Source organism: Chitinophaga varians, assembly GCF_012641275.1.
GTDB classification, from domain to species: domain Bacteria; phylum Bacteroidota; class Bacteroidia; order Chitinophagales; family Chitinophagaceae; genus Chitinophaga; species Chitinophaga varians_A.
The window spans coordinates 3,143,506-3,167,142 of sequence record NZ_JABAIA010000001.1 but is presented as its reverse complement, the minus strand read 5'-3'; the positions used below and the strand labels follow the sequence as shown (position 1 = coordinate 3,167,142).

Genomic DNA, 23,637 nt, shown 5'->3' with positions numbered 1-23,637 from the left:
ACATGGAAGAAAGAACAGAAATAAAAGATCTGGGTGAATTTGGCCTTATCGACTATCTCACCAGGAACATAGAAATACAAAATGCCAGCACCGTACTCGGTGTAGGCGACGATGCCGCCGTCATCGACCATTTCGGCAAACAAACCGTTATCAGCACGGACATGCTGGTAGAAGGCATCCACTTCGACCTGATGTATACGCCCCTGAAACACCTCGGCTATAAATCAGTAGTGGTCAACCTCTCCGATATCTATGCCATGAACGCCACTCCCACTCAGATCACCATGAGCGTGGCCTTCTCCAACAAAGTATCACTGGAAGCCCTGAACGAATTTTATGAAGGCGTATATGCCGCCTGCGAAAAATACGGCGTAGACCTCATCGGCGGCGATACCAGCAACTCCCAGAAAGGATTTATCATCAGTGTGACTGCCATCGGCGAAGTTACCCCCGATCAGTTCGTGAAAAGGTCTACTGCTCAGAAGGGCGACCTGCTCTGCGTTACAGGCGATCTGGGCGCTGCCTACCTTGGCCTTACCCTGCTGGAAAGAGAAAAGAAAATTTTCCTGGAAAACCCGGACGTTAAACCCGATCTGGAAGACCAGACCTATATCATCGGCCGGCAACTGAAGCCGGAAGCCCGCAAAGACATCATCGAATTCCTGCACGAGCAGGAAATTGTGCCCACTTCCATGATGGACGTGAGCGATGGCCTCAGCTCAGAAATACTCCACATCGCCAAACAAAGCAACCTCGGCGTAGTAGTGTATGAAGACAAAATCCCCATTGCACAGGAAAGCAAGGAAATGGCCCTGAAATTCAGCCTGGACCCCACCGCCTGCGCACTCAGCGGCGGAGAAGATTACGAGCTGCTCTTCACCATGAAACAGCAGGATTATGATAAAATCGTTCTCAATGAACAAATCAGCGTGATCGGCTATATGGCGGACATCGCCGAAGGCGCTCATATCCACACCAAAGGCGGCAACAAGTTCAAGCTGGTGGCACAAGGCTGGAATGCCTTCCAGCAATAGCATTTAAGGATTTTTTGATTTTACAGAATGATAAAAGAAGAAGACCGAAGCGAATAATTTGAATCGCTTCGGTCTTCTTCTTTTATCGGAAAATCAAAATCCCTAAATTATTTTACGACTGTCACCTTAATCCCCTGACTATTATGGGTAGGCGGCAAATCCCCTGCAAACACACAGAACTTCAGCAGGTATTCACCTGGTTTGTCCGGCATCGTTACCGGCATGGTCACCACCCGGCGCAGCATAGCACGTTCGAGCGTCAGGTCCGATTTTACCACCGGTAAATATTCATCCTTTTGGGAGAAGCCATAACCCAGCATGGGCGGGTTATCGCGGTTTATCGGAAGCGGCATTTTGTACCCGTTGTTCGGCTGCAACAGCACATTTACCTGCTCACGCGGACGGGCCTTGATACGCTGTAGCCCCGCCTTCATCTGCACCAGTGAATAAGAATAGTAAGCCGGCTGTATATTGATGTCCCACGTTCCGCGGATGGTTTTGATACTGTCCGTTACGGGCATATCAATACCCGGTTCAAATACGACCATGGCCGGTTTGCCCCACAGCTGCGTTTCCGTGTCCCAGAAATTATACTGGCTGCGCCGGGAATAGCGACTGTTAAGGCTATACGATAAGTTGCCTGTATAGAACATATACTTGGAAGGCAGCTGATAGCTGTTCACGAACACCACCGGACGGCCTTCCGCACGGGCGGCCAGCGCTGATGTCCATTCTTTGTTGTGATGTATCTCCGGCCTTACTTCCACACCGGGCATAAAATCCCAGACCATGTATATCCGCGTTACCAATACCAGTAACAGCGAAACAGGCAGCGTATATAACAATGGCTTGCGGGACCAGCCTTTGCGAATGATCGCCTGATGGGCCAGGATCACCACCGGTGTAAACACCATCACCGTCCAGTTGGCCTCTACTCTTCCCTTGAAGGTGCTGATAGCGAAAAACACCAATACCCCGATCAGGCTGAATTTCAGCGCACGCTCAAAGGTGTTCTGAATAGGGCAACGGAAAGCGTAGTACAACAATAACCAGCCAAGCAGCGGCCCAAACAACAGCAGCTGCCCGACCAGGTAATCAAGCGTGTACGTGATATCATAAGACGAGGCGTTGCGTTCTACCAGGTGGTACTGAAGAGAAGGGAAACCATGTGTGTACTGCCAGTAAATATGCGGGAAAAAGAGAATGGTCGTGATGATACAGGCAGCCCAGAACTTGCCCACCCGCAACAGGTTCATGTTGGACAATACGGTAAAGAACACCAACAATATGCCATGGTACTTGCTGTAAAACATCAATGCCATGGCAACGCCCAGCAACAGTGTGTTACGCCAGTTCTGGCTGGCCAGAAAATAACGGTAGGCCCAGAAATACACTGCCGCAAAAAATATCAGCGGTAGGTCCGGCACGGCCAGCATGCCGCCTATCTGCATAGCGCCCATGGCGCCCATGATCAGGTAAAACAGGATATTGTCTTTAGAAGCAATCAGCCGGGAGGTGATCCACAAAGTGGCGGTATTGATCAGCACAATAAACAGCCGGACGCCCAGTTCATTATGAAAAATGCCGTAGCCCATTTTTATGAGGAGGGCTATCATCGGCGGATGATCAAAATATCCCCAGTCCATGTGACGGGAATACACCCAATAATAGGCTTCATCATCCCACAGATCAGAAAAACAGGCTTGTAAGAGGCCCAGGACCAACCAGGTCAACAGGAACAGGTTCTTGTACTGGCGTCTCGTAAAAAAACGGATTATGGCATCCATGCGCTAATGAAATGGTGATTTATCCTGCGAAGATAGTAGTATTAACAGTAAACTGTCATATCCCAGTGGTCCCGCAGCACGATAAAGGCCGCCTCATAGCCTGTTTCGATGCGCCCTAACCGGTTGTGGAGGCGTAAAGCCCGCGCCGGGTAAAGGGATGCCATCTGAAGGGCGGTATGCAACGGTATGCCGGCCTTCTCCACACAATTGTGTACCGCCTGCAGCATGGTCAGCCGGGAACCGGCCAGTACGCCTGCTGCATTTACATAGCGGTCTTTCTGTTGTATATAGATATAGTCCCCTTCATGGTTTTCTGCTGCTGCATCAGAGATCAGAAAAAGGCGGCCGTCCATGATCTTGTGGCTGATGCTGACCGTGGCGAAATCCACGTGGACACCGTCTGCCACAATACTGGCGAATATTTTAGGTTGGTTGTACACCGTTCCCACCAACCCGGGAGCGCGGCTTTCCAGCGGTGACATGGCATTGAACAGGTGCGTTACATGATGAATCCCGTTTTCGAAAGCGGCTATTGCCTCTGCATAGGTAGCATTGCTGTGACCCGCAAAAATAGTGATGCCTGCATCCTGTAATTCCTTTACCAGTGCGGGATCGCAGCATTCCGGCGCGAGGGTGATCATCTTCACCACGTCTTTGCCGTGATGTAGTATCCAGTTTACATCTTCGCGGGTAAGCGGATGGATGTACTTTTCAAGATGCGCTCCCTTTTTTACCGGATTGATAAAAGGACCTTCCAGATGCAACCCCAGCACACCTTTCCCGCCTTCCTGCCAGTAGTCCCTGACAGCCTGTATGGCCAGCAACACTTTCTCCGGCGCTATGGTGGCCAGCGTAGGCATAATATGGGCGGCGCCGCCGGCCTTACTGGCTTCGTAGGTGGCCCGAAGGCTTTCTACAGACGGGTCCAGGAAGAATATGCTGCCATTGCCGCCGTACACCTGTAAATCCACGAAAGCCGGCGCCATGAAGCCTCCTTCCAGGTCTATCACATCAGGATGGCCTTTGTATTCGGAAGCCGGTACGATGCCTGTAATCACATGACCGTCCGTCACCACCGCGTGGTCACTGAGAATCCGGTCGCCGGTGAATATCAGGGCGTTTGTATAAATAGCGGGCATGGCGAAGTGTATTAGGGTTGCTCGTACAACTCTAAAGGTAGGCCATCAGGGTCAGTAAAAAAAGTGAAACGCTTACCGGTGTAAGGGTCTGTGCGAATGGGTTCGGTGGTTACGCCTTTCTGTTGCAGTTGCTGTACCGCAGCAGCGATATCGTTCACCGCAAAGGCAAGGTGCCGGAGGCCACAGGCTTCGGGCCGACTGGGGCGCGGAGGCGGACCGGGGAAAGAAAAAAGCTCTATCACATACTGGTCGCCCAGCGCCAGGTCCAGCTTCCAGGAGTCCCGCTCTTCGCGGTATACCTCCCGGATGACCTGCAAGCCCAGCACATCGGTATAAAAGGCTTTGCTACGATGGTAATCAGCACAAATAACAGCGATGTGGTGTACGGCCTGCAGGAGCATCTATGATAAAGGTTAAACGAGTTCGTTACTGAGAATAGTGAAGTTGTCGGCATCTTTCAGGAAAGGAATGTTTTTCCTGACTTCTTCCAGCCTGTCACGTTGAAGGGTATACGTAAAAATATCCTCGTCGTGTGATTTGCGGTAGATAACTTCTCCCATAGGATCTATCAGGCTGGTTTCGCCGCTGTGGTAGATTTTATTGCCGTCATCGCCGACCCTGTTAACGCCGATAGCGTAACACTGGTTTTCGATGGCGCGGGCCTGCAGCAGTGTGGTCCATGCAGTGCTGCGGCGTTCCGGCCAGTTGGCCACATATACCAGCACATCATAGGCGGGGGTGCCGTCTTCCTGGATGGTATTGCGGGCCCATACCGGGAAACGCATATCATAACAGATATTCAGATTGATTTTCCAGCCTTTCACCTGGGCAATCAGCCGTTTGTTGCCCGGCTGGTAATGCTCATGTTCGCCGGCATAACCAAACAGGTGGCGCTTATCGTAGGTGCCATAGGTGCCGTTGGGCAGCATCCAGATGAGGCGGTTTACATAATGACCATTTTCTTCGATGATCAGGCTGCCGGTGAGGATGATATTTTTTTCCGCAGCCTTTTTCTTCATCCACTGCACAGCGCTTCCGTCCATGGTTTCCGCCAGTTTCTCCGGCTGCATGCTGAAGCCGGTGCTGAACATTTCGGGTAAAAATACCACTTCTGTCCGCTCACCAATGCTGTCGATTTTTTCATCGAACATCTGCAGGTTTGCCGCAATATCCTCCCAGTAAAGCCGGGATTGTATCAGTGTAACTTTTAAATCTGCCATTATCGGGTATTATAGCTACAAATGTACTGCCTGAGGCATTAGAAACTTTTCAAATTATGCTGATTTCAGGCATCATTATTTGCAATTTCTTCAAGCACATCGTTAATCAGGGAGCTTTCAAATCCGCGCTGCAAAAGGTGTTGCGTGGTTTTGTACCGCCGTTTGAGCGCAGTTTCACGGTCTAGTGACTGCCATTTCCTGTCAGCCAGCTTCAACAATACAGCGTAGTAGTCGTCTTCGTCAATCTCTGCCAGCCCTTTGCGGATGCAGTAGTCAGACACTTGTTTCTGTTTCAGTTCCGCCTTTATTTTATTGCGGCCCCATTGTTTTATCCTGAATTTGCCGCCGGCAAAAGCTTTGGCATATCTTTCCTCATTCAGGAAATTGTCTGCTATCAGTTCCGCAATGGCTTCTTCCACTGCATCGCCCCGTAGTCCCAGCTCCAGGCATTTATATTTCACTTCCTGATGGCACCGCTCCTGATAGGCACAGTAGCGGCGCAGCATCTCCAGTTCTTTTTCCATGCAGGTTATCTTACGATCCTCAGCTTGGCGTAGTTAAGCATAATTTTCTTTTCGCCGCCGCCTTTAGGGAAAACCACTGTCGCGATCCTGTTGTTGGGAGCGCCTTCCATGCCCATGATGGTACCGAAGCCAAATTTCTGGTGCTCCACCTGCATACCTGGTTCCATGCCTGCCGGATCATCCGGGGCGAAGCCTGGTGTAGGCACATGGGTGGTGGCGGGAGAAGTTGGCCGTGGTGCCGGTTTGGGAGAAGACGGCTGGGAGGCTGGTTGTCCGGGCGTCTTTTTCTGCATCCGGTCAAACATATTGCCCATATTGCTGCCACCGCCCCATCCGGCGGTGTTGCCGCCGCCAAAAGCGTTGCGGACACTTCCGCCGCCGGCATAACTGCGGTCAATGAATTTCTCCGGCATCTCTTCCAGGAAGCGGCTGGGCTCATTCTGTACCAGGTTACCGAAGCGGTAGCGGCTGTTGGCGTGTGTAAGCCACAGCCTTGCTTTAGCGCGGGTAATGGCCACATAGAACAAACGCCTTTCCTCTTCCAGCTCTTCCCGGGTATTGATAGACATCCCGCTGGGGAACAGGGTTTCTTCGAGGCCCACTGTAAATACCACGGGGAACTCCAGCCCTTTGGCCGCGTGGATGGTCATCAGCTTCACCACATTGCTGTCTTCGTCGTTGCCCTGGTCTGCATCTGTAAGCAGTGTGATCTGCTGCAGATAGGAGCCCATGCTTTTGTCCAGCAGCTCGCCTTCTTCATCGGGCGTTTCGGTGAACTCCTTGATGGAGTTCAACAATTCCTGCACGTTTTCATAGCGGGCGAGGCCTTCAGTGGTTTTATCGTTGAACAGTTCTTTTACGATATTGGTGGATTTGCCCACTACTACCGCTACATCGTAAGCGTTGTGCGTGGTCAGCAGTGCCTGGAAACTTTTAATCATCACTACAAAGGCTTCGATGGCCTCAAGGGTGCCGCCTTTGAAACCGAACTCCCGGGCCCTTTCCAGCACTTCCCACATGGTGATGTTGTGTTCGTTGGCGAGCACAATGGTTTTTTCCAGGGTGGTTTTACCGATGCCACGTACCGGGTAGTTGATGATTCTTTTCAGCGCTTCTTCGTCACGGGTGTTCATGGTTACACGGAGGTAGGCCACAAAGTCCTTGATTTCCTTACGCTGGTAGAACGAAAGGCCGCCGAAGATGCGGTAGGGAATGGCTTTCCGCCGCAGGCTTTCCTCGAAGGAACGGCTCTGGGCGTTGGTACGGTAAAGGATAACGAAATCACGGTTTTCGTAGTGGTTGCGCAGTTTTTGTTCCGCGATGGTGTCCGCTACGAATTTCCCCTCTTCATTATCGGTCATGGTGCGTACCAGTTTGATGGTATCACCTTCCGTATTGTCGGTCCACAGGTTTTTTTCGATCTGTCCCTTGTTATGGGCAATCACTTCATTGGCCACGCTCAGGATAGATTTGGTGCTGCGGTAGTTTTGTTCCAGTTTCACCACCTTCACGTCGTCGTAGTCTTTTTCAAACTGGAGGATGTTCTGGATGGTGGCGCCGCGGAAGGAGTAGATACTTTGGGCATCATCACCTACCACGCATATATTTTCGTTGACAGCGCCCAGCAGTTTGATGATCTCGTACTGAGCAGGGTTGGTATCCTGGTACTCATCGATCATGATATATTTAAACTTATGCTGGTATTTGTGCAGTACTTCGGGAAAGCTTTTGAGCAGCACGTACATTTTAAAGAGGAGATCATCGAAGTCCATCGCGCCGTTTTTAAAGCAGCGTTTGGCGTACATATCGTAGATCTTGCCGATCAGAGGCCTGTTGGCCCGCATGTCTTCCTGTTGCACGAGATGGTCGAGCTGATATTCTTCCGGTCCCATGAGGCTGTTTTTGGCAGCGGAGATCCGGTTGTATACGAAGTTGGGTTTATAGTGCTTATCGTCGAGGTTAAGCTCGTTCACGATGGTTTTCACCACGCTTTTGGCGTCATCTGCATCGTAGATGGTAAAATCGTTGGGATAGCCCAGCCGGTGTGCTTCTGCACGGAGAAGGCGGGCAAATACGGAGTGGAAGGTACCGATATAGAGGTTGCGGGCTTCGCTGCCTCCCAGGATTTTTTCCACACGTTCCTTCATTTCACGTGCCGCTTTGTTGGTAAAAGTCAGCGACAGAATATTAAACGCGTCGACCCCGTTCCGCATCAGGTGTGCAATACGCGTGGTCAGTACTTTTGTTTTTCCCGAACCGGCGCCTGCAACGATCATCAGGGGGCCATTGATATGTGTTACTGCTTCCCGCTGTTTTTCGTTAAGCTCGTCTAAATAATTTGCCTTCATCACGACTTTTTTGAGACTTTTTTGAGGGTGTAAAAGTACGAAATGAAACTGTGATTCTTCTGATTTTGAAGAGGCAGTTGGGCATGCGTCTAACTTTTGCCGGCGGGATATGGCCAGCAGGCTGAAAGGGACGGTTATGGGATATTTTTTAAAATGATGAAAACGGATAGGAAAGTATGTTCACTTTCGGGGCTGCGGCCAGAACCGAAGCCCGCAAACTCAGCACAACAGATACTGGCCATCTGAGCTGCAGTGGGGTTACTGCAACGCGGGTTACTGGTGTATCATAACACATCTCAGCCCATTCCTGGGTATTCATAGAACAGCGGCTTCCGGTATTTTGTCCTGTTTGCCGGGCCTCCGGTTTTCAAAAGCCTCACAACTGGTAAATATTCCTGATCGTATTAGTGCCTGGTAATCCTGGTTTTCAACATTTTCCGCGCAAAATGGATACGGCTTTTCACAGTACCCAGCGGTTCATTGAGGATGGCCGCGATTTCATAATATTTATATCCTTCGAAATAAAGCAAAAAAGGCTGTTTAAAGATAACCGGCAGATTGTAAACGGCCATCTGTACATCTTTCACCCGCAGGTCTGATTCGGCAAAATTGCCGATGGCGGAAGGCTGGTGGCTCAACAGGTAATCGCCGACAGCATTGTCCAGCAATTTATACTGACGATTGCCTCTCCGGTAGTTATTGATAAAAATATTCCGCATGATGGTATACAACCATGCCCGGATATTGGTGCCGGCGAGATATTTATCACGATTGGACAAAGCTCTGAACAAGGTTTCCTGATAGAGGTCCTTTGCGGATTCAGAGTCTTTGGTTAGCGTAACTGCATACGGCCGCAGGAAATCAGCATTTCCCAGTAACAAGTTGTTGAATTCGGTGGATGACATAACGGTTAACTTTAAGTTTTCAAAATAGGCTACAGCATGCTAACCCTTTTGAGGGTCAGGGAGTAAGCGTGCGAAAGTGGGGCAGCAATGGTAGCCACCGGTACTCCGGACCAGTGTACTGCCGGCACCTGCCGGCGTCGGCTCCGCGGCGGTATCAACACCAACGGACAGACGCAGCAACAGGCGCCTCTAACCAGGTGTCCTGATCATCATCGTATAAGCGTTTTAGTTAGAAAATAAGCTTGCATATGGGGATAATTTAGTTGAACAACAACAGGGTCTTCCGTTTCTTATTATTTTTTCCGTAACCGGAACGATAACGATATCAACATGACTCCCGATATCACTGCATAAAAGCCAAACAACCATGTCAGCGTAATAGCAGCCGTTTCGGGGTTAGACAACAGCAGAATGCCGAACAGTATAGACAGCAGTCCGCCCGCGATATACCAACCTTCACCGGTTATTAAAACTCTTAGCCTGATCGCAATAATGATTTCAAAAATACCGGCCAGCATCGCCCAAAATCCTACCAGAAAAATCAAAGCTGCCCCAGTCGCAAAAGGATTGTATAATGTAAGGATGCCTAATATAATACCCATTAAACCGGACAACAGAAACATCCCCCAGTTTTCAGCAGTCCTGCGGGCAGCGATAGCGCCTACAACCGCAAAAACGCCGGCGATAAAAAGGTAAGCCCCTAAAAAGACAATCAAAGTGGTGAAGGTAGCCCCCGGCCATACAATAGCCAGCAATCCCAGCACCAGCGCAAATATTCCCCTCAGCAAAAAAATCCACCAATAGGCGCTATAAAAATTACGCATGCGTCCTCGTTTTATAATTTCACAATCAGCCTCCGGCTAAATGAATAGGGTACAAATCGCGTATAAACAACCAGGTATATTTTGAGTTTTCACGGATAAATTATAAAACGATAATAACCTCCCTATGGAATTCCATGACAACAGCTGCGCGGGACTAATGCATACATCCTGCGGGCGTAACAGGTCATCAAAAGAAAGGTGGCAGGTGCTTTCATGATGGTAAATTTATATGGTTATCAAATAGCGGGGTCTAAGTTACCGGTTCAATAAACGATAAGTTTATACACCGCCCTGATACTATAAATACCGACTTCGAACAACAACAGGTTTGTAGAAAATGTTTTAAAGGGTTTTTCCTGACTCTCGAAAAAAATCGTCCATTCACACTCAAATGACACTAATTACATGCAATCACAAATTCACATAAAATATATGATATATATATCTATTATTTTAAGCTAGGACTCTATACACAATTTATAAAATTTTGTTAAAGAAAACAAAAAAAACTGAACTGTGATGGTCATGACTCCTGCTGATGCCCTTATTCACGGAGACCACAGCGGAAACTAAAGCCGGAACGAGATAGACAGGAACACTACCAATGCTGATAATACCGGACATAAGGCAATGGACAGATAAAATGACCACCCTGGTAATCATTAAGCCTGTTATATGACAATACCTCATCTCAGAGGTTTAAAGGCATTGTTTTTTCTCTATAAAAAAAGTCTTCATTGATGACCTTCAGGCCATCAATGAAGACTCGTAAACAGGGAGTGATATTATTCGCCGCAGGTAATCGCGGCCATTACAGTTTTGTATCCGTCATCGCAATCTGCCAGGCGGTATAAAAAACCAGCTGCGCTCTCCTGGCCAATAAATCGTAATTGATTTTTTCCACCGTGTCTGTAGGCTGGTGATAATCGGCATGTGTGCCATTGAAATAGAAAATCACCGGAACACCATGACGGGCGAAGTTATAGTGGTCGGAACGATAGTAGAACTGATGCGGGTCATTAGGATCATTAAACTTGTAATCCAGTTTAAAACGGGTGAAAGTATTATTCACCTGCTCACTCAGCGGGCGCAACGCACTGCTGATTTTATCATCTCCGATGATGTAGATGTAATTGGTATCCTGCTCATGCTCCGGATCAATACGCCCGATCATATCAATGTTCAGGTCCACAACGGTTTTGGCCAGCGGATATATCGGATTTGACGTATAATAGTCAGATCCCAGCAGTCCTTTTTCTTCGCCGGAAACAGTCATAAACACGATGCTTCTGCGGGGCCGGCGGCCTTCACGGGCAGCCTTTCCGAAGGCTTTTGCCATTTCTATCACGGCCGTGGTCCCTGAGCCATCATCATCTGCGCCATAATTGATTTTGCCGTTTACGATACCCAGATGATCATAATGCGCGGTAATAAATACCAGCTCATCTTTTTTGTCTGTTCCTTCAAGATACCCCAGCACATTGGACGGCCGGAGGGTAAGATCTTTTTTCTCAAAACGGACCTGCAGCGCTTGTGGCGCCGCAACAGGCAGCAACCCTCTCTCGGCCTGCACACTGTCGCGTCCCATAATGGCGCCCGCCATTACCGGCGTGATATAATAAATGCCCGGTCTGCTGCTGGTATCGCGTTTTTTGTAGATGTCTGTTTTGCGGAGATATTCCTGGTCCAGCAACCGGAACCGATTAGCACTTCTGCTAATTACCAACAAGGCAGTGGCACCACGAAAGGCCGCTACAGCTGCCTTTTCCGAGGGATTGGCTTTTTCACGCGGCATACCGGCAGGCACACCTTCCCGCACCATTACAATTTTACCTTTCACATCCAGTCCTTTGTAGTCGTTGCGTTCGGGAGTAACGATGCCGTAACCGGCAAATACCACTCCGGCATCCAGAGTGGCGTTCGGTGTTTCCTGCACATTGGCGTAGAAGTCAGTGCCGAAATGGAAAGTACGGTCTCCTGCAGTAATAATGCCCGTTTCCAGGCTATCGCGATACAGCGGATAATGCTGCTCCCATTGCCCGTTGGCACCGGGTTGCAGCCCTGCTGCCCTGAACTGTGACAGGATGTAGGCAGCAGCTCGCTCCTGCCCGCGCGTACCGGTTTCCCTTCCTTCCATCTCTTCTCCGGCAATAACGGCCAGTTGCGCTTTCGTTGATGCCGGCGTAATAGTGGCGCCATACCGCAGGGCGGTGGCTTTTTCAAAGACTAACGGGGATTTCCCTTGTGCGAATACAGTGGACAGTGAAAAGATACATACTGCCGTAGCTAACAATCTCATGAACTGTTTTTTGGTGAAGCCGGGTACCGGCCTATAAAAAAAGAGCCGGATTTTCATCCGGCTCTTTAAGTTACAAATATTATGAAAAGGTATTGGCCATCCTTAGTGGGGAATGGTCAAAAACCATTACAGACAAGCCATTTTGCTGACACGGTTCTGGTGACGGCCGCCTTCAAACGGCGTATCGATAAATACGTCCACCATCTGGTTGGCCACGGCTACGTCCACAAAACGGGCAGGAATGCACAATACGTTTGCATTGTTATGGGAGCGCGCCAGCCTGGACAGCTCTTCGCCCCAGCAGATAGCGGCGCGGATGCCCTGGTGCTTATTGGCCGTGATGGCCACTCCGTTGGCACTGCCGCAGATCAGGATACCAAACGCTGCCAGTCCTCTTTCAACGGCTGTAGATACCGGGTGGGCGTAGTCAGGATAATCCACCGAATCTTTGGTATGTGTGCCAAAATCTTTTACTGTCAGGCCTTTTGCTTCCAGATAGGAGATCACTTCTTCTTTGTATTCAAATCCGGCGTGGTCTGATCCGATGGCTACAGGCAAAGTAGTGTCAAAGGTAGTATGTTGTTGCATAGCGTTACTGTTTACGGTTAATAGTATCCACTGTTAAGACCATTCCTGCACTTCCTGTTTCCGCTCTACTGCTTCTCTGTCACGGAGCGCTTTTTTGGATATAAAGATACTGATTTCGTAAAGACAGTATAACGGCGTGAACACAATAAGCTGGTCTATCAGGTCGGGCGGAGTAATGATAGCCGCCAGGATGAGAATAACCACGATGGCGTGCCTCCTGTAGGCTTTCAGGAAGTCTGGTGTCAGAATGCCCAGTTTGGTCAGGAAAAACACCAATATCGGCAATTCAAACAGTATGCCCATGCCCAGTACGATCTGTGTCATCAGATCGAAATAGTCATCAATGAAGAACTGGTTGACCGCCTTTTCTGTGACCGTGTAAGATGCCAGGAAGTTGATGGTAAAAGGCGCCATCAGGAAATAGGCGAAACAGATACCGAGGAAAAACTGGAAAGACACCCAGAAAATAGCGCCCCTGGCGCCTTTCAGCTCTTTCTCCTTCAGCGCGGGTTTTACAAAGCGCCAGAACTCCCAGAAAATATAAGGGAAGGCACATATAAAACCGATCATAAAAGCCAGTTTGAACTGGAGCATGATCTGGCCTACCATCTTGTAGTTCAGGAACTGTACTTTCACCGGTGTAATACAGAGTTTATCACCCATACCCACCAGATGGCCCAGTTTACATAAAGCAATGTAGGAAGGGAAGTTAGCATTGGTAGGACCAAATATCACATTGTCCAGGATCTCCTGGGTATAAACAAACCCAAATATACTGAACGCCACTAGTGCCAATGCAGATCTTACGAGGTGCCAGCGGAGATCTTCCAGGTGATCAAAAAAAGACATCTCTGCCTTGTCCTCATTATTGGAAAAAAGTTTCTTTAACATGATACGATCGATCGAAGTTGAATATTTCTTCTACAGGAGCACAAATATAGCGGATGAAGACTAGAATTTACAGCACAGGCTTGAATAAAGTATGCGGTTTTAATAGTCTTTTAAGAAGAAGGAGAAGTACAACGATGTGATGTTGTGGAAGATAGCGGGCTTTGAGTAGGTACAAAAAAAAGAGCCAGCCCGAGAAGAATCAAGAGCCGGCCTTTCATCCATTGTTTGTTAACCCCAAAAAAGTTGAATTCGAGAATGTCTTTTGCTTCCAGTTCAGCTACTTACCTAATTGATGGCAAGCGTTCAGAATAAGTAAGAATCACTGGTCGCTTTTATTTTGTAATACAAAAATAACAAGAATTATTTTATTATCAATGTTGGAACACTTTTTTTACAACCTTTTAACAAAAATCAAATCATTGTGTTACATCATCTACAGCAAATGTATACAATCCGTGTTAAATTCCTACTACTTTTTTTAAAAACGTTTTAGCAAAATTGTTATTATACCGTTAATACAGACATTATAAAAAATTTTATATCATATAAACATCGTATAACACCTGCTGAAAAACGGCTTTTTATCCCAGTATTTTCATCTTCACCATTTCAATCCGTGTATCCGTAACGTTCAGTATATCAAACTCATAGTCTCCGATAATGATACGTTCTTTGATCTTCGGGATGGTTTCATGATGATTGATGATGTAACCGGACAATGTTTCACTTTCATCTTCCGGAAAATCGAGACTATATTTTTCATTTAAGTAATCTAGCTCCAATCTGCCTGAAAAAATATACTCTTTCTCGGCGATCTGTTTTTCCACGAACTCTTCTTCATCGTGTTCATCTTTTATTTCCCCGAAAATTTCTTCGAGTACATCTTCGATGGTGACGATACCGGCGGTGCCGCCAAACTCATCCACCACCCATGCTATGCTCTTGCGTTCCTTATTGAACTTGCTCAGCAGGTCGATGGCGCTCATAGTCTCTGGTACGGCCAATATAGGATGAATGATGCTTTCAATGTTCTGTGGATTTTTGAACATATCCAGCTGATGAATATATCCGAGAATATTATCGATGGTAGTATCATAGATAATGATCTTGGACAGTTTTGTTTCCATGAATTTTTTCCGGGCGTCGATGATCGGGCTTTTGATATCGAGCGCTTCGATTTCTTTACGCGGGATCAGGCAGCCACGGATTTTTACATGTGCCAGTGAAAGTGCGTTTTCAAACAGTTCAGTGTTCAGCTCCTGGTTTTCTCCCACGTGTTGTTGCGACTGCCGGATGAAGTGCTCTACATCCACACGGGTAAAGGATTCCCGCGTTTCAAGGATACGTACGTTGAAAAGATATTTCAACATCCATTCAGAGATAGACACCAGCAGATTGCCGATAATATACAGTGGCTTGGCCACGATGGAAATAGGCAATGCAAAAAAGCTCAGCAGCGCTTCAGGGCGTGAGCGGAAAATAGCCCGCGGAACAAAAAAACCAAGAAACAACATGGCCAGTGATGCCAGTAATATTTCCAGGAAAATTACCAGCGGCATGGGCACGTTGTCCGGCGTAGCGTTGCTTGCCTGCCATACAGGCTGGAAGAAACCCGCCAGCAGGATGCTGTAGATCACCACGGTGATAGTAAGCCCTACAAGGCTGGTAGCCAGAAAACGGCTGGGGTGCTCGGTAAAACCGGCCAGTATTTTGCCGGTAGCTCTCCCCTGCTTTCTTTTGAGCTCAATGCTGAGTTTATTCACATTGGCAAAGGCAGCTTCGATGCCCGCAAAGAAGCCTGCCAGCAGTAAGAGAGAAACTAGAATTATAATTGTGTATCCGTCCATCCTAACAAAAATAATGAATTAGGTACACCAACGATCACCCTGCTATTTTATATTTAAAAATTCCTGTACCAGGTTTTTTACTTCTTCGTATGCGCGTTCTAGTTCATCGTTGACAACAATCTTATCAAACTCATGAGCGAACGACAGTTCATACTGCGCTTTGGCCAGCCGCTCGTCGATAGATGCCTGTGTTTCCGTGCCTCTGTCGCTGAGACGTTCCCGCAGCGCGTCGATGGATGGCGGTTGAATAAAGATCGTCAGGGCTTTATCGTGGTAGTGTTCTTTAATAGAGAGTGCGCCTTTTACGTCGATGTCAACCATCGGTATCCGGTCGTTGGTCCAGATGCGTTCCAGTTCGCTTTTCAGGGTGCCGTAGTATTTGCCGGCATACACCATTTCATACTCTGCGAAAGCATTTTCATCTATTTTGGTGTGGAACTCTTCGGTGGTCATGAAATAATAGTCCCTTCCGTTCACTTCGCCGGCGCGGGCCGTGCGGGTGGCGGCAGATATAGAAAAGGCCAGTACAGGCATGCTGGCCAGCAGTTTCTTTACGATGGTGGTTTTACCCGCTCCGGAGGGGGCGGTGATAATGATGATCTTTTTTTCCATTATGCTAATAAAAAATCGAAAGGTGGCGGTGTCATTCAAATGCAAAACCCAAAATCCGGCAAAAGGTTGTCCGGAATTTGGGTTTTGAGGTAATATTAACCGTTTGTTTTTATACGCGCTTGATATCGGCTCCCAGGTTTCTCAACCGTTCGTCGATGTACTGGTAACCACGGTCTATCTGGTCGATGTTCTGGATGGTGCTCTTTCCTTCTGCGCTGAGGGCAGCGATCAGGAGCGACACGCCGGCACGGATGTCCGGGGAAGACATGGTGATGCCACGCAGCGGGTGCTGGCGGCCCAGGCCTATTACCACGGCACGGTGCGGATCGCACAGTACGATCTGTGCGCCCATGTCAATGAGCTTGTCTACGAAGAACAGGCGGCTCTCGAACATTTTCTGGTGGATCATCACGCTGCCTTTGGCTTGTGTGGCCACTACCAGCACGATGCTGAGCAGGTCGGGCGTAAAGCCGGGCCATGGATGGTCTGCTATGGTAAGGATAGAGCCGTCCAGGAACGTCTGTATTTCATACGTTTCCTGGGAAGGAATATAAATGTCGTTGCCTTTGATTTCCAGTTGAATGCCCAGGGAGCGGAATTTCTCGGGGATGATGCCCAGGCTTTCCACACCGGCATTTTTGATGGTCAGTTCACTCTGCGTCATGGCAGCGAGACCGATGAACGACCCTATTTCGATCATGTCCGGCAGCATGGTATGCTGACAGCCGCCGAGGCTGGTCACCCCTTCGATGGTCAGCAGGTTGGAACCTACGCCGCTGATGCGGGCGCCCATACTGTTAAGCATTTTGCAAAGCTGCTGCAGATAAGGTTCGCAGGCAGCATTGTAGATGGTGGTGGTGCCCTGTGCCAGTACAGCAGCCATTACGATGTTGGCGGTACCGGTCACGCTGGGCTCGTCCAGCAGCATATAAGTGCCTTTCAGGCCACCGGGGGCTTCCAGGCGGAAATAATTATCGTCAGATTCGTAGTTAAAACGTGCGCCCAGTTTCTCAAACCCGATGATGTGCGTGTCCAGGCGGCGGCGGCCAATTTTATCGCCTCCCGGCTTCGGGATCAGCGCTTTGCCAAACCTTGCCAGCAGCGGACCGGCAATCATCACGGAACCACGCAGCCTGCCGGATTTCTTTTTGAAATCGGCGCCCTGCAGATAGGCCAGGTCGATATCATCTGCCTGAAACTCACATTTGTCGCGGCTGATACGGTTTACTTTTACACCGGCATCACCGAGCAGCTCTATCAGCAAATTGACATCTACTATATCGGGAATGTTGTGAATGGTGACTTTCTCTGAAGTCAGCATCACGGCACTGATGATCTGTAAAGCCTCGTTTTTGGCACCCTGCGGTATAATTTCACCTTTGAGACGGTTGCCTCCTCTTACTTCAAAAGCACTGCTCACTTGTTCCTGTTTTTGTTGTATTTGTTATTGTGCTTGTTATTATTTTTTCCTCCGCCGTTGTTGCTTTTGAACTGTTTGTTCTGCTGGAAGTTTTTACGTTTGTTGGAACGGAAATGATCTCCACCGCTGCCGGTATTGCCACCCAGGTTGAAGCTGGGCGTCTGGGCAGATGATGTGGAGGCGCTGCTGCCGCCGGTCTGGAACTCCAGCTCACCATTGGTGATAGCTGCCAGTTCCGCCTTGATAGCGTCATCGTGCACACTTTCTTTATGCCAGTTGGAATAGGCAAGTTTCATATAGTTGCCGATGCACTGGGTAAAACCTTCTTTTTTCTCGGTATTATCTTCATGCAGGGCTTTGTCGATCACCATCTCCAGGTTCTTACCGAAGTGACGGTTGCGCGGGTATTTTTTGGGATAAGGCAAACGGTCCGGTTTTGCCCGCAAAGCTTCCTGTGTAGGCACCGGATAAGGTGATTCCACTTTCAGGGTGAAGCCGGATATATTGAATATGTGGTCCCATAGTTTGTGCCTGAAATCTTCCACATTCCTCAGATGCGGATTCAGCGTACCCATTAATTCTATCACCGCCATCGCATTGCGCTGGCGCTCCTCGTCATCCTCTATGGTCCCCAGGAATTCCACCATTTTCTGGATATTCCGGCCATATTCCTTCATTATCAGGTAATTACGCGTGGTATTATATTCCATTATATGTATTTAAAAGTATTATTGATGTAGGAACATCTTAAAGTGAAGATAGTAAAGTGACAACATCCTTGCAAAAATAACAAAAAAATACGAGGAACATTTAACACGGCAGCATTGTTAAGAGAGCTAAAACGACAGTTATGGAACTTCTGAAAGACAAGGTGGCATTGGTAACAGGTGGTGGCTCAGGTATTGGCCGCAGCGTAGCTGAGCTATATGCCCGCCACGGCGCCAGTGTGATAGTCAGCGATATTGATGAACGGGGCGGACAAGCCGTGGTGGAAGAAATAACGCGTGCCGGTGGCAAAGCGTTTTTCGTAAAGGCCGACGTGAGCAAAGCGGCAGACAATGAGCAGCTGGTGGCTGCCACCATCAAAGAGTACGGCAAACTGGACATCGCCTGCAACAATGCCGGCATCGGCGGTGAATCCGCCCCCACCGGGAACTACAAGCTCACGGAATGGGAGAAAGTGATCGGTATTAACCTCAACGGTGTGTTTTATGGTATGCGGTACCAGTTGCCCGTCATGGAAAAAGCAGGTAGCGGCGTCATCGTGAACATGGCCTCTATCCTGGGCACCGCAGGTTTCGCAGGCTCCTGCGCCTACGTTGCTGCCAAACATGCGGTAGTAGGCCTCACCAAGACCGCAGCGCTTGAATACTCTGCCAAAGGCATTCGTGTCAATGCCGTAGGCCCCGGATTTATTGAAACACCTTTATTAACCAAACATCTGAGCCAGCAGGCGATGCAGGCATTGGTAGGTTTGCACCCCATAGGCCGGTTAGGCAAGCCGGAGGAAGTGGCGGAACTCGTATTATGGCTAAGCGCTCCCCTCTCTTCCTTCGTAACCGGTGGTTATTACCCGGTAGACGGGGCATACCTGGCTCAGTGATTTAGAAATGCTGGAATTTGGATATTTAGTTATTTGACCGGTATTTGTTTTAGGTGTTTTGTTGTAAAGCGTTTGTTTTTAAAGAGATTTTCCTTTAAATAGCAATCTGTTAATGACAAGACCTCCGGATAAATAACTAAATATCAAAATTTCAAAATGTACAAGTCCCCTCTTCTGCTACTGCACGGCGCCCTCGGCGCTGCCACACAGTTCAAAACGCTGGCAGAGCAACTGGAACCCTACTACGATGTCCATACCATCAATTTCAGCGGCCACGGCCCGGTGCCTTTTTCAGCCAACGGCTTTAATATACAGGTGTTCGCCGCTGAGGTGCTGGAATACCTCGATCAGCACCAGCTCGACTTTGTACACATCTTTGGATACAGCATGGGAGGCTATGTGGCCATGTACCTGGCCCGGCATTATCCGGAAAAAATAGGCAGGGTGATAACGCTGGCCACCAAATACAACTGGAACGAAGCCACCGCCGGTAAAGAGGTCAAACAATTAAACCCGGCGCTGATAGCCGAAAAAGTACCCGGTTTTGCCAAACTGCTGGAGGAAAGACATACCCCCAACGACTGGAAAGAGGTGGTGACACGGACGGCACAGCTGATTGAAGACCTGGGCCACCAGTCATTACTGAAGGCACAGGACTATGCACAGGTGGCATCTCCCTGTATGCTGATGATGGGAGACCGGGACAACATGGTATCTTTCACGGAAACGATAGAGGTATACCGGTCCTTGCCGGAAGCGCAGATGACTATTTTACCTGACACGGCACATCCGCTGGAAAAGGCAGATGTACCGTTGCTGGCATATTATATCAAAAGATTCACTACACAGAAAATAGGCTGAGGCTATTCACCCATCGCCAGTTTGCCCCAGTTATTCAGTTCATCTTCGGTCCACAGTTCCGGGAAAAATATAATGCGTTTGTTTTTCGGAGGCAGGAACTGTTGCCAGTTGGTCCCTCCCGTAGCAGCAATATCTTCCGGTTTTTTATGCAGGTACCTGACAGCTGATTTATAATGCATCAGGGGCCACCTCACATTGATGTTCAGGTCATACTCCTTCAACAGGGGAACAACGATAGCCTTATCGGCCTCCGGCAGTTGCTGATAGGCAGCCTGGATATTGGATTGCTCATACCGCGTAGCCAGTTGCAGGAAGGGGCCCATATATTTTTTCTCAAACTGCTGCAGGGTCAGGGTTTTCTTGCCGGTGGCCAGTTCGGTGGCGCCGCTTCTCCAGTAAATGCTGTCCAGTATCGTTTTCAGGTCCGCCTTTTCCACGGCCGGGCGCTGGGGTTCGTATACCAGGTTAGACAGCCGGGTGGAACATATCTCGATCATCCTGAACTGTCCGCTCTGGAAGCCACTGGCCGGTAATAGTGCCATCCTGAACTGCAGGAACTGGTCCTTGTCCATCCCGTCAACCATGATCTCAAAAGAGTTGATCAGGTTGCGGAAATAGTTATTGATCCGTTTTAACTGTGTGGTAAACACAGTCGCGGTCCGCTCCGGCGCAAAGCTGATCTGTTCGATCGCCTGTAGCGTCAGTTTAAAGTACAATTCCGTTATCTGGTGATAAATGATGAAGATGTTTTCATCCGGAATCGGCGTGCGCGGATGTTGCAGATTCAGCAACACATCCAGTTGGATATAATCCCAGTATGTCAGATAGTCCGCATATAGCAGCCCGTCGAGATAGGAAGACAGGTTCTGCCCCATGGCGGCATATTTTTCCTCCAGCCGTTTTATTTTATCGGCAATTTCTGTTGTAACCATTGGCGGAAATTAATCATTCCGGATGAAAAAGCAACTGCGGCTATTCCCGGTCCGGCCTGCCTTAATTATTCCACCACGTTGATAGTGCGGTAAAAACTTTCTTCGAGAGAGATGAGGGTTTCGGTTCTTTCGATTCCTTTTATTTTCTGTAATTCATCGTGGAGGATACGGCGTAACTGGGTAATATCTTTACAGATGATTTCAGCGAACATGCTATAGCTACCGGTGGTATAGTTGAGGCGCACCATTTCCGGGATTTTACGCAATTCTTTGGCTACAGTATCGTACATAGAGCTTTTTTCCAGGTAAATACCGATAAAAGCAATTACATCATAGCCGATCATTTTCAAATCTACATGTAATTTAGTACCTTTAACTATACCCAGTTCTTGCAATTTCTTCATTCTCACATGAATAGTGCCGCCGGAAACGAACAGTTTCTTCCCCAGATCGGCGTAGGAGATCTCAGCATTGTTCATCATTTCGCTGATAATCTGCAAATCGAGTTTGTCAATATTCAAATTGTGGCTCATTTTTACAATTTGTTTTTGAATGTTTTAAAGTTATATGCAAATATTTAAAAAATATCGAAAATTCAAAAATTTTTCTTAAAAAATTTGCAAAGAATCGCCCGCGTCTTTAGATTTGCATTATAATCATTACGAAATAAGCCACCGGAAAGAACGTGACAGTAATGATAATAAAAATTGTGGGATGATGAAACTGGCAGACATGCCCCCTTGTCTCGGGGGTGGGGAGCTCGGGATAAACGTAGCATAAATGGGTTGACCACTAATCTTAATTGTGCTATGGCTAACTGCCCCGTGGAGGTTCGACTCCTCCTCCTACAGCCAAATTGGTTTAAAGAGCTCGTGAGCCTATGGCCCATGGGCTTTTTTCATTTTAATATTTGACTATTTTGAAATTTGTTTATTAGGAGGTTCTTCTGAACCTAATAGCTAAATAACCAAATGGCTAAATAAAAAAATAACGTGGTATTTTTGCGCCCAATGGGACAGAAAAAACTACAACGCTTTGCTGAAATTGAGACCTTCCCCAACGTATTGATATACCCGGAAGGCATGCAGGGAAAATGGAACGAATACTTTAAAAACAACCATCCGGTCACTCTGGAACTGGCCTGTGGCAAAGGGGACTATACCCTTGGAATGGGCCGCTTGTTTAAAGACCAGAACTTTATCGGGGTAGACCTGAAAGGCAACCGCATCTGGAGAGGCGCTAAAACCGCCCTTGATGAGTCACTCAATAATGTGGCATTCCTTCGTACACAGATCGAGAAACTGGACAATTACTTTGCGCCCGGAGAGATCAGGGACATCTGGATCACCTTCCCCGATCCTTTTCTCCGTAAATCCAAATCCAAAAAAAGGCTGACCCATCCACGGTTCCTGCAGTTGTACCAGCCGCTGCTGGCAACAGGTGCTACCATCAACCTGAAAACAGACTCACCGGAATTATATGCCTTCACGCAGGAAGTGATCGCCGCTGCCGGCCTCACCCTCATTGAAGACATCCCGGACGTGTACGCCCTGCCGGAAGTACCAGCTCTGCTGAAAATACAGACCTACTACGAAGGTATGCACCTGGCAGACGGCCGCACTATCCGCTACCTGAAATTCCGGCTGCCAGACACACCGCTGAACTGGCGCACCATAAAACTGCCTTCCGATGAAGCAACCGTTGGTGGAGAAGATTGATTTTTATTATAACGCGGAGGGTTATATGGTATTTACCGAAAAATATCACCTGGACCGGGGCTACTGCTGTGGCAACGGCTGTAAACATTGTCCATTTTCATATGAAAAAGTACCCGAACCCAAAAAGTCCATCCTCCTCGAAAAACGCCGTAACGAAGGAAAAGACGGACAGTCCTAAGCCCGTCTCTTTCTTCGATGTCGTGTATAAAATAGCCCGCAAAATACCGAAGGGCCGTGTAACCACCTACGGCGCCATCGCCGAAGCAGCCGATATCAAACTCACGCCCCGCATGGTGGGCTGGGCCATGAACGGCGCCGGCAACGCCAAACCGGCCGTGCCCGCCCATCGGGTGGTGAACCGTAACGGCGAACTCAGCGGCCGCCAATTCTTTGCCACCCCTACCCTCATGCAGGAACTGCTGGAACAGGAAGGCGTCACCATCAAAAATGATAAGGTCAGCGACTTTAAAACAGTATTCTGGGACCCGGGCAAAACCAAAGCTGCCACCGCTGGCAAAGCCGTCAAACAAGCTGTCAAAAAGAAAGCCTGAGCACTAATTCCCCGGAATCACCTTATTTTTATATTATGTCGATACTTAAATTAAAACTGGACCAGGAACAGTTGGTAGAGGATTTCTTTGAAAACACCCACCTGATCGGTATCGCCTCTACCGCCCGTGACTACCAGCTCTGCTGGCAGATCAACCGGCAACTGCATACCAATTTCCGGGTCAACAATCTGCTGGAGATCACCCTTTCCAAGAAAAACAGGTCGTTCCATTTTACGGTGATGGAGTTCCATGAGGCGACCAACTCCGTGTCCCACTATTTTTATAACAACCATTGCCAGGCTGAGTTCCTGCTCCCTGAGCTCAAACACATTCACTTCCTCTGGATGATCAAAGGCGACTATTACCAGGCTGATGATATTAAAAAATTATTGGAACAATTACGCCTTGTTCCCCTTGTACAATTAGTATCTTTACTGGATACAAGGGAGATCAAAAATAAAATGAACCTCATTTTCTAAGACAGGAAGACGACCAACAGCTGTTACATACTATATTTTGACCAGTAACCTAGTG

General features: G+C 48.3%; 24 protein-coding genes. 7 read left to right on the top strand and 17 right to left on the bottom strand.

The window, feature by feature from the left end; all coding sequences use genetic code 11:
* The first annotated feature begins 2 nt into the window (after positions 1-2).
* A complete protein-coding gene (gene thiL / locus HGH92_RS12995) occupies positions 3-1,034 on the top strand; it encodes a thiamine-phosphate kinase (protein WP_168871132.1) in 1,032 nt (343 codons plus the stop codon).
* Positions 1,035-1,141: 107 nt separating this feature from the next.
* Here the strand turns inward: thiL and HGH92_RS12990 are convergent, their stop codons facing one another.
* The 15 genes from HGH92_RS12990 to HGH92_RS12920 all read right to left on the bottom strand — a co-directional run bounded on the left by HGH92_RS12990 (position 1,142) and on the right by HGH92_RS12920 (position 18,148).
* The gene (locus HGH92_RS12990; RefSeq protein ID WP_168871131.1) at positions 1,142-2,821 is read right to left on the bottom strand and encodes an ArnT family glycosyltransferase; all 1,680 of its coding nucleotides are present in this window, start codon (positions 2,819-2,821) and stop codon (positions 1,142-1,144) included.
* 41 nt (positions 2,822-2,862) lie between these two features.
* Complete coding sequence (nagA, locus tag HGH92_RS12985) at positions 2,863-3,960, bottom strand: N-acetylglucosamine-6-phosphate deacetylase (protein WP_168871130.1); 1,098 nt, start codon at positions 3,958-3,960, stop codon at positions 2,863-2,865.
* Positions 3,961-3,971: 11 nt separating this feature from the next.
* On the bottom strand, positions 3,972-4,361 hold the full coding sequence (locus HGH92_RS12980) for a VOC family protein (RefSeq protein ID WP_168871129.1): 390 nt from the start codon (positions 4,359-4,361) through the stop codon (positions 3,972-3,974).
* Between the two features lie 12 nt (positions 4,362-4,373).
* Complete coding sequence (locus HGH92_RS12975; protein WP_168871128.1) at positions 4,374-5,180, bottom strand: amidohydrolase; 807 nt, start codon at positions 5,178-5,180, stop codon at positions 4,374-4,376.
* Between the two features lie 65 nt (positions 5,181-5,245).
* Positions 5,246-5,704, bottom strand: a complete 459-nt coding sequence (locus HGH92_RS12970) for a regulatory protein RecX (protein ID WP_168871127.1) — start codon at positions 5,702-5,704, stop codon at positions 5,246-5,248.
* A 5-nt stretch (positions 5,705-5,709) separates the two neighbouring features.
* On the bottom strand, positions 5,710-8,052 hold the full coding sequence (locus HGH92_RS12965; protein ID WP_168871126.1) for an ATP-dependent helicase: 2,343 nt from the start codon (positions 8,050-8,052) through the stop codon (positions 5,710-5,712).
* Between the two features lie 404 nt (positions 8,053-8,456).
* A complete protein-coding gene (locus tag HGH92_RS12960; RefSeq protein WP_078669945.1) occupies positions 8,457-8,957 on the bottom strand; it encodes an RNA polymerase sigma factor in 501 nt (166 codons plus the stop codon).
* Positions 8,958-9,250: 293 nt separating this feature from the next.
* Positions 9,251-9,781, bottom strand: coding sequence for an HdeD family acid-resistance protein (locus HGH92_RS12955; RefSeq protein ID WP_168871125.1), 531 nt, complete (start codon positions 9,779-9,781; stop codon positions 9,251-9,253).
* 811 nt (positions 9,782-10,592) lie between these two features.
* Positions 10,593-12,080 carry a M28 family peptidase gene (locus HGH92_RS12950; protein WP_168871124.1) on the bottom strand — a complete coding sequence of 496 codons (1,488 nt, stop codon included), beginning with the start codon at positions 12,078-12,080 and terminating at the stop codon, positions 10,593-10,595.
* Between the two features lie 126 nt (positions 12,081-12,206).
* Positions 12,207-12,668, bottom strand: a complete 462-nt coding sequence (rpiB, locus tag HGH92_RS12945; protein ID WP_168871123.1) for a ribose 5-phosphate isomerase B — start codon at positions 12,666-12,668, stop codon at positions 12,207-12,209.
* A gap of 33 nt (positions 12,669-12,701) precedes the next feature.
* Entirely contained in the window at positions 12,702-13,559 is an 858-nt protein-coding gene (gene tatC / locus HGH92_RS12940) for a twin-arginine translocase subunit TatC (protein ID WP_168871122.1), read from the bottom strand.
* A gap of 581 nt (positions 13,560-14,140) precedes the next feature.
* Entirely contained in the window at positions 14,141-15,406 is a 1,266-nt protein-coding gene (locus HGH92_RS12935) for a hemolysin family protein (RefSeq protein WP_168871121.1), read from the bottom strand.
* Positions 15,407-15,448: 42 nt separating this feature from the next.
* Positions 15,449-16,018, bottom strand: coding sequence for a guanylate kinase (gene gmk, locus HGH92_RS12930; RefSeq protein ID WP_168871120.1), 570 nt, complete (start codon positions 16,016-16,018; stop codon positions 15,449-15,451).
* Between the two features lie 109 nt (positions 16,019-16,127).
* Complete coding sequence (murA, locus tag HGH92_RS12925; protein WP_168807999.1) at positions 16,128-17,438, bottom strand: UDP-N-acetylglucosamine 1-carboxyvinyltransferase; 1,311 nt, start codon at positions 17,436-17,438, stop codon at positions 16,128-16,130.
* Positions 17,435-18,148, bottom strand: a complete 714-nt coding sequence (locus HGH92_RS12920) for a DUF4290 domain-containing protein (RefSeq protein WP_168871119.1) — start codon at positions 18,146-18,148, stop codon at positions 17,435-17,437. Before HGH92_RS12920 ends, murA begins: the two co-directional genes overlap by 4 nt.
* A gap of 140 nt (positions 18,149-18,288) precedes the next feature.
* Between HGH92_RS12920 and HGH92_RS12915 the strand changes: the two genes are divergently transcribed.
* Together HGH92_RS12915 and HGH92_RS12910 are read left to right on the top strand one after the other, a co-directional pair.
* Positions 18,289-19,041: an SDR family NAD(P)-dependent oxidoreductase gene (locus HGH92_RS12915; protein WP_168871118.1), complete on the top strand. Its 753-nt coding sequence runs from the start codon at positions 18,289-18,291 to the stop codon at positions 19,039-19,041.
* A 156-nt stretch (positions 19,042-19,197) separates the two neighbouring features.
* The gene (locus HGH92_RS12910; RefSeq protein WP_168871117.1) at positions 19,198-19,902 is read left to right on the top strand and encodes an alpha/beta fold hydrolase; all 705 of its coding nucleotides are present in this window, start codon (positions 19,198-19,200) and stop codon (positions 19,900-19,902) included.
* 2 nt (positions 19,903-19,904) lie between these two features.
* Here HGH92_RS12910 and HGH92_RS12905 read toward each other — a convergent pair whose 3' ends face one another.
* Positions 19,905-20,834, bottom strand: a complete 930-nt coding sequence (locus HGH92_RS12905; protein WP_168871116.1) for a tryptophan 2,3-dioxygenase family protein — start codon at positions 20,832-20,834, stop codon at positions 19,905-19,907.
* Between the two features lie 65 nt (positions 20,835-20,899).
* Positions 20,900-21,367 carry an Lrp/AsnC ligand binding domain-containing protein gene (locus HGH92_RS12900; protein ID WP_029465139.1) on the bottom strand — a complete coding sequence of 156 codons (468 nt, stop codon included), beginning with the start codon at positions 21,365-21,367 and terminating at the stop codon, positions 20,900-20,902.
* A gap of 477 nt (positions 21,368-21,844) precedes the next feature.
* Between HGH92_RS12900 and trmB the strand changes: the two genes are divergently transcribed.
* From trmB to HGH92_RS12880, 4 genes are read left to right on the top strand one after another with little or no spacing between them, the layout of a single operon-like run.
* Entirely contained in the window at positions 21,845-22,552 is a 708-nt protein-coding gene (trmB, locus tag HGH92_RS12895) for a tRNA (guanosine(46)-N7)-methyltransferase TrmB (protein WP_168871115.1), read from the top strand.
* A complete protein-coding gene (locus tag HGH92_RS34165; protein WP_168871114.1) occupies positions 22,524-22,730 on the top strand; it encodes a DUF5522 domain-containing protein in 207 nt (68 codons plus the stop codon). Before trmB ends, HGH92_RS34165 begins: the two co-directional genes overlap by 29 nt.
* On the top strand, positions 22,654-23,103 hold the full coding sequence (locus tag HGH92_RS12885) for an MGMT family protein (RefSeq protein WP_168871113.1): 450 nt from the start codon (positions 22,654-22,656) through the stop codon (positions 23,101-23,103). The genes HGH92_RS34165 and HGH92_RS12885 overlap by 77 nt, the downstream gene beginning before the upstream one ends.
* A gap of 35 nt (positions 23,104-23,138) precedes the next feature.
* Complete coding sequence (locus HGH92_RS12880; RefSeq protein WP_168871112.1) at positions 23,139-23,582, top strand: IPExxxVDY family protein; 444 nt, start codon at positions 23,139-23,141, stop codon at positions 23,580-23,582.
* Positions 23,583-23,637: the final 55 nt, after the last annotated feature.